At 70.4% G+C, this 14,781-nt stretch carries 14 protein-coding genes; 10 read left to right on the top strand and 4 right to left on the bottom strand.

Annotated features, from left to right (window positions below; all coding sequences use genetic code 11):
* Window positions 1-316: 316 nt before the first annotated feature.
* From AB0L65_RS38235 to AB0L65_RS38210, 6 genes are all read left to right on the top strand, one after another.
* Window positions 317-976 (top strand): lysophospholipid acyltransferase family protein, encoded by a 660-nt coding sequence (locus AB0L65_RS38235; protein WP_364255908.1) that lies wholly within the window; start codon window positions 317-319, stop codon window positions 974-976.
* A 57-nt stretch (window positions 977-1,033) separates the two neighbouring features.
* Window positions 1,034-2,611: a penicillin-binding transpeptidase domain-containing protein gene (locus AB0L65_RS38230; RefSeq protein ID WP_364255905.1), complete on the top strand. Its 1,578-nt coding sequence runs from the start codon at window positions 1,034-1,036 to the stop codon at window positions 2,609-2,611.
* A 47-nt stretch (window positions 2,612-2,658) separates the two neighbouring features.
* Complete coding sequence (locus tag AB0L65_RS38225; RefSeq protein ID WP_364255902.1) at window positions 2,659-3,870, top strand: Xaa-Pro peptidase family protein; 1,212 nt, start codon at window positions 2,659-2,661, stop codon at window positions 3,868-3,870.
* Window positions 3,871-3,880: 10 nt separating this feature from the next.
* Window positions 3,881-4,267 carry a hypothetical protein gene (locus tag AB0L65_RS38220; RefSeq protein ID WP_364255899.1) on the top strand — a complete coding sequence of 129 codons (387 nt, stop codon included), beginning with the start codon at window positions 3,881-3,883 and terminating at the stop codon, window positions 4,265-4,267.
* Window positions 4,268-4,849, top strand: a complete 582-nt coding sequence (locus tag AB0L65_RS38215; protein ID WP_364255896.1) for a TetR/AcrR family transcriptional regulator — start codon at window positions 4,268-4,270, stop codon at window positions 4,847-4,849.
* Between the two features lie 360 nt (window positions 4,850-5,209).
* Window positions 5,210-5,626 (top strand): MerR family transcriptional regulator, encoded by a 417-nt coding sequence (locus AB0L65_RS38210; protein ID WP_364255894.1) that lies wholly within the window; start codon window positions 5,210-5,212, stop codon window positions 5,624-5,626.
* 123 nt (window positions 5,627-5,749) lie between these two features.
* On the opposite strand, the gene AB0L65_RS38205 is transcribed toward AB0L65_RS38210, so the two are convergent.
* The gene (locus AB0L65_RS38205; protein WP_364255891.1) at window positions 5,750-7,909 is read right to left on the bottom strand and encodes a tetratricopeptide repeat protein; all 2,160 of its coding nucleotides are present in this window, start codon (window positions 7,907-7,909) and stop codon (window positions 5,750-5,752) included.
* Window positions 7,910-8,605: 696 nt separating this feature from the next.
* Here AB0L65_RS38205 and AB0L65_RS38200 point away from each other — a divergent pair.
* From AB0L65_RS38200 to AB0L65_RS38190, 3 genes are all read left to right on the top strand, one after another.
* On the top strand, window positions 8,606-9,250 hold the full coding sequence (locus AB0L65_RS38200; RefSeq protein ID WP_364255888.1) for a GntR family transcriptional regulator: 645 nt from the start codon (window positions 8,606-8,608) through the stop codon (window positions 9,248-9,250).
* Window positions 9,247-9,714, top strand: a complete 468-nt coding sequence (locus AB0L65_RS38195; RefSeq protein ID WP_364255885.1) for an OsmC family protein — start codon at window positions 9,247-9,249, stop codon at window positions 9,712-9,714. Before AB0L65_RS38200 ends, AB0L65_RS38195 begins: the two co-directional genes overlap by 4 nt.
* A 95-nt stretch (window positions 9,715-9,809) precedes the next feature.
* On the top strand, window positions 9,810-10,643 hold the full coding sequence (locus AB0L65_RS38190; RefSeq protein WP_364255882.1) for a polysaccharide deacetylase family protein: 834 nt from the start codon (window positions 9,810-9,812) through the stop codon (window positions 10,641-10,643).
* A 55-nt stretch (window positions 10,644-10,698) separates the two neighbouring features.
* Here the strand turns inward: AB0L65_RS38190 and AB0L65_RS38185 are convergent, their stop codons facing one another.
* From AB0L65_RS38185 to AB0L65_RS38175, 3 genes are all read right to left on the bottom strand, one after another.
* Window positions 10,699-11,670 (bottom strand): MASE1 domain-containing protein, encoded by a 972-nt coding sequence (locus AB0L65_RS38185; protein WP_364255879.1) that lies wholly within the window; start codon window positions 11,668-11,670, stop codon window positions 10,699-10,701.
* Between the two features lie 340 nt (window positions 11,671-12,010).
* A complete protein-coding gene (locus AB0L65_RS38180; protein ID WP_364255876.1) occupies window positions 12,011-12,799 on the bottom strand; it encodes an alpha/beta fold hydrolase in 789 nt (262 codons plus the stop codon).
* 182 nt (window positions 12,800-12,981) lie between these two features.
* Entirely contained in the window at window positions 12,982-13,890 is a 909-nt protein-coding gene (locus tag AB0L65_RS38175; protein ID WP_364255873.1) for an NADP-dependent oxidoreductase, read from the bottom strand.
* Between the two features lie 144 nt (window positions 13,891-14,034).
* Here AB0L65_RS38175 and AB0L65_RS38170 point away from each other — a divergent pair, with 144 nt between their 5' ends.
* Window positions 14,035-14,619, top strand: a complete 585-nt coding sequence (locus AB0L65_RS38170; RefSeq protein WP_364255870.1) for a TetR/AcrR family transcriptional regulator — start codon at window positions 14,035-14,037, stop codon at window positions 14,617-14,619.
* Window positions 14,620-14,781 lie beyond the last annotated feature (162 nt).

The following is a 14,781-nucleotide window of genomic DNA, read 5'->3' as shown; positions in this document are numbered from 1 at the left end:
CGTGCGTGACCGGGACGAACCGGGCCTCCGAGGGTCGAAGATCGCCAAGCTCAGGTCACGTGTCGCCCATGAGGGGGGCGCGATTACCCCCATGCCCGGACCGTGTGCTTAACTCGAGTTGCCGATGTGGTCTGTGTCCCCCGGGCCGCAAATTACCGCCTTCACGGAATACCGTTCGGCTGGAGCCGTGTTGTGCACCTCGCCGAGGAGGCGACCGCCACATCGGCCTTAACGACTTTTCCAGGCGTCCCGCCCACCGGCGGGGCGCCTGCTTTATGGTGGGGTGGCCGACCGGCCCGATGATCAGGAGAGCTCGTTGCTGTACGAAGTGGTCAAGTTCGCCGCCGCGCCGCTCGCGAACGCGATGTGCCGGCCGCACATCTCGGGCGCGGTGCACGTGCCCAGGAGCGGGCCCGCGATCCTGGCCGCCAACCACCTGTCGATCCTCGACTCGTTCCTCCTGCCCGCGCTGCTGCCGCGGCACGTGACCTTCACCGCCAAGAACGAGTACTTCGACGGCAACCCGATCTCCGGCTTCTTCATGCGACTGGGCGGCAGCCTGCCGATCGACAGGGAGAGCGCGCACGCCGCCCAGACCATGCTCGACTCCGCCGCGGACCTGCTGGAGCGCGGCGAACTGTTCGGCATCCACCCGGAGGGCACCCGCTCCCCCGACGGCCGCCTCTACCGCGGCAAGGTCGGCGTGGCCTGGCTGACGCTCAAGACGGGCGCTCCGGTGCTTCCCGTGGCGCTCAGCGGCACCGAGAGGGTGCTGCCGGTCGGCTCGAAGGTGCCCAGGCCCGCGCGGATCGGCATCGCCATCGGCGAGCCCATGCGGTTCGAGGGTGACCACACCAAGGCCCGCGACCGGCGGCGGGTGACCGACGAGATCATGGCGGCCATCCAGAAGCTGTCCGGGCAGGAATACGTGCCGACCTACGCCGCCAGCTTCAAGGCGGCCAACGGCGTGTCATGACAATGTCGTCGAGGATCAGGGGGATCTAGCGTGGCGCGTGGTCGTACCATCGCGATCGTGTCCGGCGCCACCGTGCTCGCGGTGGGGGCCGCGGCCGGTGGCGCGTACTACCTGCTGCACACCAGGGGGACGCCCGCCGAGACGGCGCAGCGCTTCACCGTCGCATGGCAGGCCGGCAACTGGGCCGCCATGGGGGCGGAGCTCGCCAAACCACAGCAGCTCAACGCGTACGACCAGCAACGCAGCGCACTCGCCGTCGAGTCGACGGACATCAAGCTCGGCGAGATCACCGAGACCGGTGACAACCGGGCCCGCGCCCCCTACACCGCGACCCTGAACCTCAAGAACATCGGCAAGTGGTCCTATCAGGGCCAGATCGACCTCATGGTGGCCGACCGCACCTGGAAGGTCGACTGGAAGCCCGCCACGCTGTACCCGTCGATGACCGCCGGGGCCGAGTTCAAGCTCAAGACGCGCTGGCCCGACCGCGCCGAGATCACCGACGCCCAGGGAGACCGGATCGACACGGGCACGGTCGGGGGGTCGGTGCAGCAACTCGTCGGCTACCTCGCCAAGGCCGAGAAGAAGGACGTGGCCAAGCTGGGCTCCTCCTACAAGGTCGGCCAGGCGATCGGGCGCGGCGGGCTGCAGGAGACGTTCCAGAAGCGGCTGGCGGGCACGCCCGCCACCGAGATCCAGCTCGGCGACAAGACGCTGGAGACCATCGAGGGCAGCGACGGCGAGCCCGTCCAGACCACGCTCGACCCGCGCGCGCAGGCCGCGGCGGTGGGCGCGGTCAAGGACATGAAGAAGCCCACGTCGATGGTGGCGATCAAGCCGTCCACGGGCGAGATCCTGGCCGTGGTCAACAACCAGGGCGGCTTCAACCGGGCGCTGGACGGCCGCTACCCGCCCGGCTCGACGTTCAAGGCGGTCACGGCGATCGGCCTGCTGGCGGCCGGGATGTCGCCGTCGGACTCGGTGACGTGCCCGATGTACGCGACCATCGGCGGGCTGAAGGTCCGCAACTCCGACAAGGAGGCGTTCGGGTCGCTGTCGTTCCTCGACTCGTTCGCCCACTCGTGCAACACGACGTTCGCGCCGCTGGCCGAGCAGAAGCTGGGCGCCGACAAGCTGCTGAAGACAGCCGAGGACGTGGGCTTCAACCAGCCCCTGAACATCGGGGTCCCGGCCACCAAGGCCAGCTTCCCCCGGGCCCAGTCCGACGCCGAGCTGGCCGCCGAGTCGTTCGGGCAGGCCAGGATCACGGCCAGCCCGCTGACGATGGCCTCGGTGGCCGCCGCCATCGCGGACGGCACGTGGCGGCCGCCGACGCTGGTGCCCTCGTTGAAGCAGAAGGCCACCGAGCGCCCGCTGCCCGACGGGGTCAAGGAGCCGCTGCAGTCGATGATGGCGGCCGTGGTGTCCAAGGGCACGGCCAAGGCGGCCGGCCTGCCCGCCGGCACGCACGGCAAGACCGGCACGGCCGAGTTCGGCACCGGCGACGACCTGGACACCCACGCCTGGTTCATGGGCTTCAAGGAGGACGTGGCGTTCGCGGTGGTCGTGGAGGGCGGCGGCGCGGGCGGCAAGGTCGCGGCGCCGGTGGCGGCGTCGTTCCTCAAGGGGCTCTGACGGCCGCGACCAGGTGAACCGGCCTCCGACCTGGGCAGAACTCGGTTGTGCTGGGGATCGGTGGCAAGGAGTACGCGGCGCGGCAGGCGGCCATGGGGCGGCTGGCCGCGCGGGCGGGGTTCCGCGGGGTGGTGGCCTGGTCGAGAGGCGGTTCGGCGCAGGACCATTACGCCGACGTCTACTACCTGACGGGCTTCTACCAGCACCAGCCGTTCATCCCCGACTTCCCCGGACACTGGCGGGCGCGGGGCCACGCGGCCGTGGTCCTGCCCGTGGACGACCCTCCGCTCAGCGAGCACACCGCCGTCCTGCTGACCAACTCCAGGGACCTCCAGGAGCCCCGGCCGGCGGCGCGGGTCCATGTGACGCCCGATCTCGTGGACTCCCTGGCCGAGCAGATCAGGGAGTCGATCCGGCCGGGCCGGGTCGCGTTGATCGGCTACGAGGCGATGGCCGCGCCGTGGTGGTGCCGGCTGCGTTCGGTGCTGCCGGGGCACGAGCTGGTGTGCGCCGACGACCTGGCCTGGGAGGCGCGCCGGATCAAGAGCCCCGCCGAGCTTGACCTGCTGCGCGCCTCGGGGGCGCTCGGGGTGCGCGCGGTGTCCGCCGCCCGGGAGGCCGCCGTACCGGGCGCCACCGAGGCCGACGTGGCGGCGGCCGCGATCGCCGAGATCGTCCGGGCGGGCGGCGCCTACTCCGGCATGGGCATCTCCTCCGGCGCCGAGTCCTACACCTTCGCCGCCTCCGGCCCGACGCCCTACTCCGCCGACCGGCGGCTGGCCGAGGGCGACCTGATCAGGATCGACCTGTACGGCTCCGTGCGCGGCTACCTGTTCGACCTGGCCCGTACGTGGGTCGTCGGCGGCGAGCCGACCACGGAGCAGCGGCGGCTGCTGGAGGCGGTGCGGGAGAGCGTCCTGGCCGGGATCGAGTTGCTGCGGCCCGGCCGGCGCTTCGGCGAGGTGGCGCGGCGGTGCCGGCAGGTGTTCGAACGGTCGGCGTTCGCCGTCCACCACGGACTGCCCTGGTCGGAGACGGACGGCCTCTGGGGCCACGGGCTCGGCCTGTCGCTGGAGCCGCCGTGGATCACCGAGGGCGGGCCGGCCTCGGACGGCCTGATCGAGGCCGGGATGTGCCTGGCGCTGGAGCGCAGGATCGCGATGCATTCCGTGGGGGGCGCCAGCCATGAGGAGGACGTCATCGTCACCGACTCCGGCCCCGAAGTCATCACCCTTGAGACTCGTTATCCGTCTGTGTAAATTTACTCGCATGGATAACAACGTGTGGGCTCCTGTCCGGGCCCTCTTCGTGGCCGTGCTCGTCATCTCCGTCGCGACCCTCGGCGTGGCGGCCCTCATCGGCGGCAACTGGGTGGTGTGGCTCCGCGGCGCCGCCGTGGCCGTGGCCGCCGTCTGGCTCGTCGCCCTGGCGGGGCAGGCCGCCCGGGGAAAGAGATCGGCCTACGTACGCATCCGCTTCGTCTCCATCGCCGCCCCCATCGGGATCGTGCTCATCCTCGTCGCCCCGGACAGCGGCTATCCCGGCTGGATGAAGGCGGAGCAGGCCGTGGTCGGCGTGCTGGTCGCCGCCGTGGCCCTCCTCGTCAACCGACGTGCCGTACGGCAGGCGTTCCCGAAGCGTGGCAAGCTGGGCTGAATGCAGAGCTCTGCCCCCCGCCGGGCGGCCACCGAGGCCCGCAAGGCACAGATCGCCTCCGCCACGATCGCCGTGCTGGCGCGGCGCGGCTACGCGGAGACCACGTTCGAGGCCATCTGCGAGCAGGCGGGGCTCAGCAGCAAGCGGCTGATCTCCTACCACTTCTCCAGCAAGGACCAGCTGTTCGAGGCCGTCGTCCGCCAGGTCGTCGAGGACGCGGCCGCCTTCATGCGCCCGGCGCTCGACGCCGCCTCCGGGGCGCGCGCCCAGCTCGAGGCGTTCATCAGGGCGAACATCGCCTTCATCGCCGCCCATCCCGAGCACGTGCGGGCGGTGCAGCAGATCGCGTTCAACCAGGTGCCCGTGGGCGACGAGGAGCAGGACGCCGCGGTCGCCAGGCTGGCGGCGCTGTTCGCGGAGGGGCAGCGGGCGGGGGTGTTCCGGGAGTTCGACGGGGTGTTGATGGGTACGACTCTGCGCGCGTCCATCGACGGGGTGGCCGACCGCCTCGTCAAGGGCCTCGATCCTGATCGGTGCGCGGACGAACTGGTCGAGATCTTCGACCGCGCGACACGCACCTGACCTCGCGGGTCACCACGAAGCGGAGGTGCACTCACGCCCGACCTCGCGGCTGGACGGGCCATGACCACGGAATGGTCGATACCGTAGATTCGTCCTCGAGTGGCGTGGCCGCCCGGCTCGGCTCGGCGATGGCCGGACCGGGGCCGGCACCCGGTCCGTGAGCTGCACGTCGAGCTGGGACACCGCCCAGCGGTTGTGTTGGCGATTGGAGGCGCGGTGAGCCATAACCCATCCGGCCAGACCGTGCGGTCGGCCGAACTGACGTACGACCCGGGTTATCACGGGTTGCTTGAGCGTCTTCGATCTCACGGGCGCCAGTCAACGGCTTCAAGTGCCCTTGAAGCCGAGCCGGACGAGCTGTTGACGATCGGCGAGCTGGCCAGGACCACCGGTGTGGCCACCTCGGCGTTGCGCTACTGGGAAGAGCTCGGCCTGCTCCCCGCCCCGACCCGGGTCTCGGGCCAACGGCGCTACCCCACTTCGGCGTTGGCGATCGTCGGCCTGATCCTGTCGTTGCAGGACGCGGGTTTCTCGCTGCGCGAGCTGAAGGTGCTCATCACCTCTCGTTACGAAGACGTCGACGCCTGGCGGGAGCTCCATGAGCGCAAGCTCGCCGAGCTCGACGAACGGATCGCCCAGGCGCAGGCCGCGCGCACCGCCATCGCCCACGGCCTGGCCTGCGGGCACCCGGAGGGCATCTTCCACTGCCCCACCTTCGCCCGCGTCATCGCCGCCCGCCTCGCCGGATCCCCCCTCCACGAGGCCCACTCCCACTGACCACCCACCTCACGGGCGCCCCCACCACGACACCCACCCACCTCACGAGATCCCTCTCCACGGCACCCACCCCACTGACCACCCACCTCACGGGATCCCTCTCCACGACACCCACCCCACCGATCACCTCAGGCGGAGGCTCCGGCGGGCGCGCTCCAGGTCGTCTCTGGCGGTCTTGGTCAGCGTCTGTTCAGGGCCCATGACGGCCTCGAACCGGTTCACGACCCATTCGTACTCGGCGAGCGCGTCCGCCGTCCGTCCCACTGCCTCGTACGCCGTGGCCAGGCCGTGCCGGGTGATCAACGTGTCGGGATGGTCGGCGCCCAGCAGCCGCGCCTGTTGCCCGGCGACGTGCTCGTACAGCTGGACGGCCTCATCGGCCCTGTCCGCCGCCTTGTAAGCGCGCGCGAGCTGTCCTTTGACGACCCAGGTATCGGGATAGTCGTGGTCGAAGAGCCGCTCGCGATCGGCTATCAGCCGCTGGAACAGCTCGATGCCGCGCTCGGGCCGGCCGCCCTCGACGTTGGTGTACGCCTGGAAATAGCGCGCCGCGAGCAGGGTGGGATGGCCGGGTTCGAGTGCCCGCTCCTGGTCGGCCACCACCTGCTCGATCATCGGCACCGCCTCCGGCGCCCTGCCTCCCATCGTGTACGAGAAGGCCACCGACGCGCGTGACCACAACGTATCCGGATGATCGTCACCGAGGACGCGGGAGCGATCGGCCGCGACACGCTGGTAGAGGGCGGCGGCCTTCATCGCCTGACCGGCGTACTCGAAGGCGTGCGCCAGCGTGTGCAGGGCCGCGAGGGTGTCCGGATGCTCAGCGCCCAGGAGCCTTTCGCGTCCCCTGACGACGGCTTCGGCGACCGGGGCGGCCCGGAGCCCGTCGTTGAGATAGACCAGATGGGAGGCCACGACGTGGCGGACCCGCAGCACGAGCTCGGCCGCCGCGCGCAGGTGCGCGGACTCGTCGTCGGGGACCTGCTCGACGGCCTCCCACAAGGCCGCCGCGTGCTCGGACACCGCCATGATCGTGGGGAACTTCCGCCAGGTGTCCTGGTCGGAGACGTCCTCGACCGCCACGCACAGCCGTTGCGCGGCTGTCTCGATCAGCTCGGCCAGGGTGCGGTCGCGTCCGGCCTGATCGCGTACCGCGCGCCGGACGAGGCGGTGGACGAACGCGGTCGTGTCGCTCCGGCTGAAGGTGACCAGCGATCGGGCGCCCAGCTCGGCCAGAGCCGGTTCCGCCTGCGGGCCGAGCAGCTCGAACTCGACGCCGGAGGTCGACAGCACGGACAACTCTCCGAGCAGGCGCGCGGCCGCCGGGCCGGTCTGCCCGACCGACAGCATGATCGCCTGCGCGACTCCGGTGGGGTACGGCTCCCCGCGAGGCCGCGCGAGGAGCACCTCGATGGGCGTGGCGTGCAGCCGCCCCAGGTAGGAGTCGCACGACAGGCGCGGCGGGCCGACCAGGGCGGCTGCGGCGATGCCCAGGGCGAGCGGCAGGCGGTCCAACTCCTCGGCAAGCGACCGGAAGCCGCCGTCGTCCGCGCCCACCCGCGTGCGGAGGTACTTCACCGCCTCGGCCTCCGTGAACTGCTCCACCGCGACCATCGTGGCGAGCCGTTCGAACGAATGATCATTGGTGGTGATCAGCACGCGAGCCCGGCCGTGCGACGGGAGCAGCGGCGCGAGCAGATCGGGGTCCGTCCCGTTGTCGAACACGACCAGATACGGCTCGCGCCGCTCCTGAAGCCAGGCTCTGACCTTGCGGGCCACGGTCGCCGGGTCGTCCGCGTCGCTGCGTAACCCGGCTTCGGTGGCCAGCTGATCCACGGAACCATGAAGCTGGTCGACGGTCTCGGCATGCAGCCATGCCACCGGGATGCCGCGTTCGATGCAGCGCCGGGCATAGGCGGCCGCCAGGTGGGTCTTGCCCACGCCGCGTCCCCCGACCAGCGCACAAACCGCCGCCGTGCGGCGGGCGGAGAACAGCTTGTCGATGCGTTCGCTCAGATCCGAACGCGGCTGGAAGGCCTTCGGCTCGCGCGGCACGTCACCGACCGTGCGCAGGTCCCGCTTCGAACCGGGCGGCGGGCCGGTGCCGGGCTCCGCCTGACCGGCCCAGATGGCGAGCGGCGTTCCGGGGAGCAGGACGACCAGACCGACGACGATGCTCGTGCTGTCCAGTCCGAGCCCGTTCGCCACACAGATCCACCAGGCCAGAACCCCGGCCGTCGACGGCAGCGTCGCCGCGATCACGACCTTGAGCCAGCGCGGCATCTCAGCCCTTTCTGCGCGAGAACGGTTCTGTGATGAATCGGAAGGCCGTACTCGACGAGTGTCACACGCCGCCATCACCTTGTCGCGGGCCGATCACGGGAGGGCTCGCCACACGGGCCGGAAGCCACGAGCTCCCAGGTCCCCCTCGGGCGAGACCCGGACCGACAAAGCCGTCCCCGCACTCGCGGCGCCCGTCACCTCGAACGCGGTCGCCATCGAGGACGCAGCCGAGCTTGATCTCGTGGACCAACGTACAAAGAGCCGACCAGGCAACCCCCGGCGCGCCAACCTCACCCCCCGTCACCGACCCCACAACCCGCAGCACCGCCAACCTCGCTTCCGCCCGCAACCCAGCACCGCCTGCCTCACTCCCGTCGCCAACCCGACAACCCCCGGCACCGCCGACCCCACTACCGTCCCCAACCCCGCAACCCCCGCACCACCAGCTTCACTCCACCGCCAGACCCGCAACCCTCGACACCCTCAACCTCACAACCACCGCCATCGCCAATCTCGCCCCTGCCGATCCCGCGACTCCGACCCCACCGCCACCCCCGCCCCACAACTCCTGGTGCGGCTGGCCTCGCTCCCGTCTGTCCACGACCGGGAGCGATCGCGCTTGTCCGCCAAACAGAGCTACTTTGCATACAGTGCGTCCATTGCATGCAATGCATGCCGTCCGCTAACCTGATCCGCATGCAGACCGATGTGGCGCGCACGCGGCTGAGGGAGTTGATCCTCGACGGCACGTACCCGCCCGGTGCGCGGTTGACCGAAATGGAGATCGCGGCCGCCCTCGACATGAGCCGCACCCCCGTACGCGAGGCGCTCCGCGCGCTGACCGCCGACGGGCTCGTGCAGCCTTCCGGGCGCGGCGTGGTGGTCGTGGCGTTGGAGCAGGGCGACCTGAACGAGGCGTACCAGGTACGGGCGGCGCTGGAGGCCCTCACCGCCGAGCTGGCCGCGACCCGTCAGCGCGAGGGCCGCATCGCCCCCGCCGACCTCGCCGAGCTCCGTGAGCTCGCGATCGAAACCGCCACCGCCACCGCCGAGGGGCGGTTGGCCGAGGCCGTGCGGCTCAACCGCCGCTTCCACCGGGTGATCGCCGAGCTGGCGGGCAACTCGATGGCGTTGCACGCGCTGGAACGCATCTGGGATCAGATCCAGGTGTCCACGTTGCGCTCGCTGGCGCCGCCGTCGCGACCCGCGTACGTGTCGGGCCAGCACGAGGAGCTCGTCGCCGCGATCGTCCTGGGCCGCCCGGAGGAGGCCGCCAGGGTCGCCCGCGCACACGTACTCGACACCCGTAGCATCACCCACAACGAGGAGGACGAAGCATGACCCGCGAGCACACGTACCCGGTCGTGGTGACCTGGACCGGCGACAAGGGCACCGGCACCAGCGGCTACCGTGACTACGGCCGCGAGCACGAGCTGACCGCCGAGAGCCCGCCGGCCATCGCGGCCAGCTCGGACCCGGCCTTCCGCGGCGACCCGACACGCTGGAACCCGGAGCAGCTCCTGGTCGGCTCGCTGTCCCAGTGCCACATGCTGACGTACCTGCACAAGTGCGCCACGGCGGGCGTCATCGTCACCGAGTACGTCGACAACGCGGTCGGGACCATGGCCGAGACCGCGGACGGCGGCCACTTCACCGAGGTGGTGCTGCGCCCCTCGATCACCGTGACGTCGCCCGAGATGGCCGATGCCGCCACCAAGCTGCACGAAGACGCGCACAAGTCATGCTTCATCGCCAGTTCCGTGAACTTCCCGGTACGCGTCGAGCCGACCATCCGCGCCGTGTAGCCGTAGGTTCGTCCCGGGTGGGCAGGCGCCTGCTCCGTACGGCCGATGCTTGAAATCGGTTGGATGTCGCCCTTCGCGCCCGGCAGGCTTGGAACATGAACGATCTCCCCGGGTTCGAGCCCGACGCGCGCCTGCTGATCGTGAACAGCGACGACTTCGGAATGCACCGGGCGATCAACGACGCGGTCGTGCGCTCGATCGAGGAGGGGATCTCGGGCTCGTGCAGCCTGATGACGCCCTGTCCTGGGGCGGAGCACGCCATGCGACTGCTGCGCGACCGGCCGGAGATCCCGTTCGGGATCCATCTGACGTTGGTGTGCGACACGCCTCGCCGCAGGTGGGGGCCGCTGACGCCCAAGGAGGAGGTGCCGTCGCTGCTCGATGCGGCGGGTGAGCTGTTCACGCCAGATCGCATACCGGAGCTGCTCGCCCGGGCTCGCCTCGACGAGGTGGAGCGCGAGTTCCGCGCGCAGATCGCCGCCGTGACCGATGCCGGGCTGGCGCCCACCCACCTGGACTGGCACTGCCTGGCCGATGGCGGGCGCGCCGACGTTTTCGACCTGACGGTGGCGCTGGCCCAGGAGTACGGCCTGGCGGTGCGGGCCTGGCTCGACCCGGCCCGCCAGAAGGTACGGGCGCGCGGGTTGCCGGTGGTCGACCACGACTTCCTGGACAGTTTCCGGCTCGAACTCGACGGCAAGGCGGCCACGTACGCCCGGCTGCTGCGCGAGGTGCCGGTCGGGCTGAGCGAATGGGCCGTACATCCAGGGCTCGGGGACGAGGACGCACGGGCGATCGAGCCTGACGGGTGGCGCGTGCGGCGGACCGACTACGAGTTCCTCACCTCCCCCGAGGCGCGCGAGATCCTGCGGAGCGAGGGGATCGTCGTACTCGACTACCGGGTCCTGCAGGAGATCTGGGTGAAATGACGCTGCTGATCTCCCCGGCCGAAGTCGAAGGCGCGCCGCAGCGCCGATCGTCCGGCTACTGCGACCGATCCCTGCTCCGCTCTCCGGCGCGTGGGGGCGGCAGCCGGATGACCAGCTTCTTGTCGCGCGCAAGCCGGTGCGCCACCTCGTTGAGCCGGGCGCAGACGTCCTTGATGTTCTGGTGGGCCTTGTCACGCTCGGCGATGATCGCGGCGAGCAGCAGCGCGGTCAGCGCAGCGGAGCCGTTGAAGGCCTGGAGGGCGACCATGTTGAGGAGGAGGTCGTGCTCGGCGAACGGGCCGGAGTGGCGCGCGGCGGAGACGATCGCCACCGTCGACGTGATCAGCGCGCACGCCGCGGCCCCGAGGAGTTGGAAGCGCAGCGCGGACCAGATCAGGAAGGGGAACACGAGGAAGAGCAGGTTGATGGGGCCCGCGGTCGCCACCAACGTGACGAGGAAGGTGCCCAGCAGCAGCGCCGCTCCTTCGACCCAGCGGAGCGGGTGGGCGTCCCGCGGAATCCGGGTCGTGCGGCTCGCGAGCAGGAGCGGCGTGACCACGAGCACGCCCATCGCATCGCCCGTCCACCACACCGACCACGCCGGCCAGAACTCGCCGGGCCTCAGCCCGCCGGCGAGCACCAGCGAGCCGGCGCCCACGGTCGCGCTGACCAGCATTCCGGCGAAGGCACCGAGGAACACCAGAGCGAGCGCGTCACGCAGGCGGTCCAGTTCGATGCGGAAGCCCACGCGCTCGAGCAGGAGGTAGGCGCAGACCGGCGCGAGCGTGTTCCCTACGGAGATGCCCAGGACGGCGGCCATCGTCGGCCCGATCGACACGTTGGTCAGGAAGGCGCCGAGGGTGATGCCCGGCCAGATCCGGAGGCCGAAGATGAGCAGGGCGGCCAGCCCGATTCCCGTCGAGGGCCACAGCGGCGTCACCTGCCCTCGGACCAGCTGTAGTCGCAGCCCCAGCTTGGCGGCCACGAAATAGACGATCGCGACGGCGAGGATCTTCACGGCCGTCATGGCATGATCCCGTAGCCCATAGTGGACGGCGACAGCCCTCATAGGAACACCTCCGGCCCCGCCGAATCGGTGCCGGTCTACACCGCGGCAACAGTCGTCTCTGCCTGTTCAGGCTCGAGTTCCGGCCTTTGGCGTGGCATGACCGGCCCTGTCTCAAAGCTAGTCATAGTCCGCCAGATGGGACCCAACACCAGGTAATCGACATATACGTCAAAAGCGATATAGCCATAGAAAAGGGAAAGGATGCGCCGTCGTGGCTATGCGGACGCGTGGTTTGGCGCCGGATTCGGTGCGACGGTGGGGCGACGCAGACGTGCCGATGTTCGCTGATGGTGTGCTTTCAGTGCTTGCCGAGGAAGTCGGTGATGAGCTGCAACCACTCGTCGGTTCGCTCCAGCATCGGGAGGTGGCCGCCGGCGATTTCGGCGAGTTGGGCGCCGGGGATGGTCTCGGCGAGCCGGCGGTGCAGGGCGGTGGAGGTGACCCAGTCGTCGGTGGTCGAGATGACCAAGGTGGGGACCTTGATGCCGGCCAGGTCGTCTCGGACGTCGACCCGGCCGACCAGATCGGCTTGCTCGGAGGACCCGTCGGCTGCGGTGGCGGCGGCGAAGCCGAGGGCCTCCTGCAGTTGCTCGGACGACATCGACTCCAGTACCTGGGTGCCGAGGGCCATCATGAGCAGGAATTCGGCGAGCATCTCGCGGTCGCCGGACGCGGCGATCTTTCTCCAGACCGAGGAGGCAAGAGCGAGCCGGTTGTCGCGGTACGGGAAGGTGGCGGTCAGGACGAGTGCGGTGACGCGCTCGGGGTGGCGGGCGGCAGCGCGGATGGCGACCGAGCCGCCGAGGGAGAACCCGGACAGAGCGAACCGGTCGAGGCCCTCCACATCGGCGGCGGCGACGAGTTGGTCGGCAAGGTCGTCAACGGACAGCGGGGAGGTGGAGCGGGGGGTGTCGCCGCTGCCGGGGTAGTCGATGCCGACGACGGTGTGGCGGGCGGCGAGACCTTCCAGGATGGGGCCGTAGGTGTTGGCCAGGCTGCTGCCGGCGCCGTGGGCGAGGAGCAGGCCGGGGCCAGAGCCGAGGCGGGTGCGAGCGAACGTGGGTTCGGACAGGGCGCGAGGTGACATGGTCAGCCATCTTTCAGATGCATCGGTCGGCGAGGATCTTGGTGCCGATGGGGCGGACGGCGGCGTGCTGGTGCCGGGCCTCGAATGGTGCGGGCTCCATCGGCTTCCGCTGCTCGTGGCCGGTCGATGGAGCGTGTCGGGGCCGCGGCCTCGTTGAGTTCAGGTGGGGTGGTGGCCAGAGGTCAGGGCAGGAGGACGATCTTGCCCCGGTTGCGGCGGGTTTCGATGTCGACGTGGGCCTGGGCGGCTTCGCGGAGCGGGTAGGCCCGCCAGACGGGGAGATCGAACGCGGCGGTGGCGATCAGGTCGGCCAGCCGCGGCAGTGCCTCGGGGAAGCGGTCCTCGGGGCTCATGCCGGTGAACCGCACGCCGTGCCGGGCGAAGGACGGATCGGCGATGGTGATGACCTTGCCCGCACCGCCGACCAGGGTGACGGATTCGGCGAGCACGCCCGCGCCGCAGGCATCGAAGACAGCGTCCACACCTCTCGGGGCCGCGCCCTTGACCCGCTCGGCCCAGCCCTCGCCGTAGCGCACGGCGGTCACGCCGAGGCGATCGACCCGCTCGATGTCCCGCTCGGCGACCGTGCCGAGCACGGCGATGCCGCGAGCGGCGGCCAGTTGCACCGCGATGGTGCCGACGCTGCCGCTCGCGCCGTGGATCAGCAAGGTCTGGCCCTTGTCGATCTCCAGGTGCTCCAAGGCCCGGTAGGCGGCCTCGCCGACCGTGATCATGCCGGCCGCGGTCTCGTACGACAGCTGCTTCGGCTTGGCGAACGGCCGGTCCAGCAGCGCGTACTCGCTGTAGCCGCCCACCGAAGCGACACCGAAGACCTCGTCGCCGACCGCGAAGCCCGCGCCCTCGCCGATCTTGTCGACCACGCCTGCCACGTCCCACCCAGGCAGGTGCGGGAACTCGACGGGGAAGGCGTCCTGCATGATCCCGGCGCGGATCCGCGCATCGATCGGGTTGACGGCGGCCGCCCGTACCCGGATACGGATCTGACCCGGAGCCGGCTCCGGCGCCGGAACCTCCGACAGGGTGAGGACCTCCGGCCCGCCGTACTCGGAGAAGGTGATCGCAGTGGACATCAGGCACTTCCTGAGGAGAGGGAGCCGCACACGCAAGAATCATCCGGTGCGTGTGATTACCCTCTCTATTTATCACACGCGGCGTATGATTTGAGCTGTGATGTCAATCACACACGGCGTGTGATTGACTGTTAGGGTGAGGGCATGAAGCAGCCGGTCCACCGCCGTCAGCCGAGCCCGACCAACCCGCGCGTGCAGCGCACCCGCAACCACGTGCTGACCATCGCGCGAGAACTGCTACCTGAGGTCGGACCGGCCGGGTTGACCTATGCCCTGCTGGCCGAGCGGGCGGATGTCACCCGCCAGACCCTCTACCGGCACTGGCCGAACCGAGCCGCGCTGCTCTTCGATCTCATCCTCGAAGGCCCCGACCTCGGCACCTACCCCCAACCGGGCAGCGACGTGCGCGCCGTGGCCACCGCCTGGCTGAAGAGCCTGCGCGCCGGCGTCAACGTCCCGGCCATGCGCACCGCCGTGCTGGCCGTCACCGCCCAGGCCGACCACGACCCCGACAGCGCCCAGGCACTCGTCCGCATCGGCGAAGACCGCCACGCCGCCTTGAACAAGCTGCTGGAGCCTTCGGGCGTACGGATCAGCGACGACGAATACACCCTGCTGTACGGGCCCGTCCTCGCCAGGCTCCTCCTCGACCGCGGCCAGGTCACCGACGCCTTCATCGACGCCGTCGTGGCCCAGTGGCTCACCACCCTGAACCGGATGGAGACCTGATCGCCGCGGGTCAGCCCTCCGCGCCGTCCTCGTGCAGGGGCTCGACGGGCACCCTGGTCACCCAGAGCTGGAACGGCCCCGGTCCGCATGGATGGACCGGGGCCGTTCGTCGTCACCGGGCTTGGTCTGCCTCTCCTGGGGAGGCGGCGGGTCACAGGCTGC

Origin of the sequence: Nonomuraea sp. NPDC052116, from assembly GCF_040680035.1 — a bacterium.
Classification (GTDB): Bacteria; Actinomycetota; Actinomycetes; order Streptosporangiales; family Streptosporangiaceae; genus Nonomuraea; species Nonomuraea angiospora_A.
Note: the sequence above shows the minus strand (reverse complement) of the source record. Positions and strands in the feature narration are given on the sequence as shown.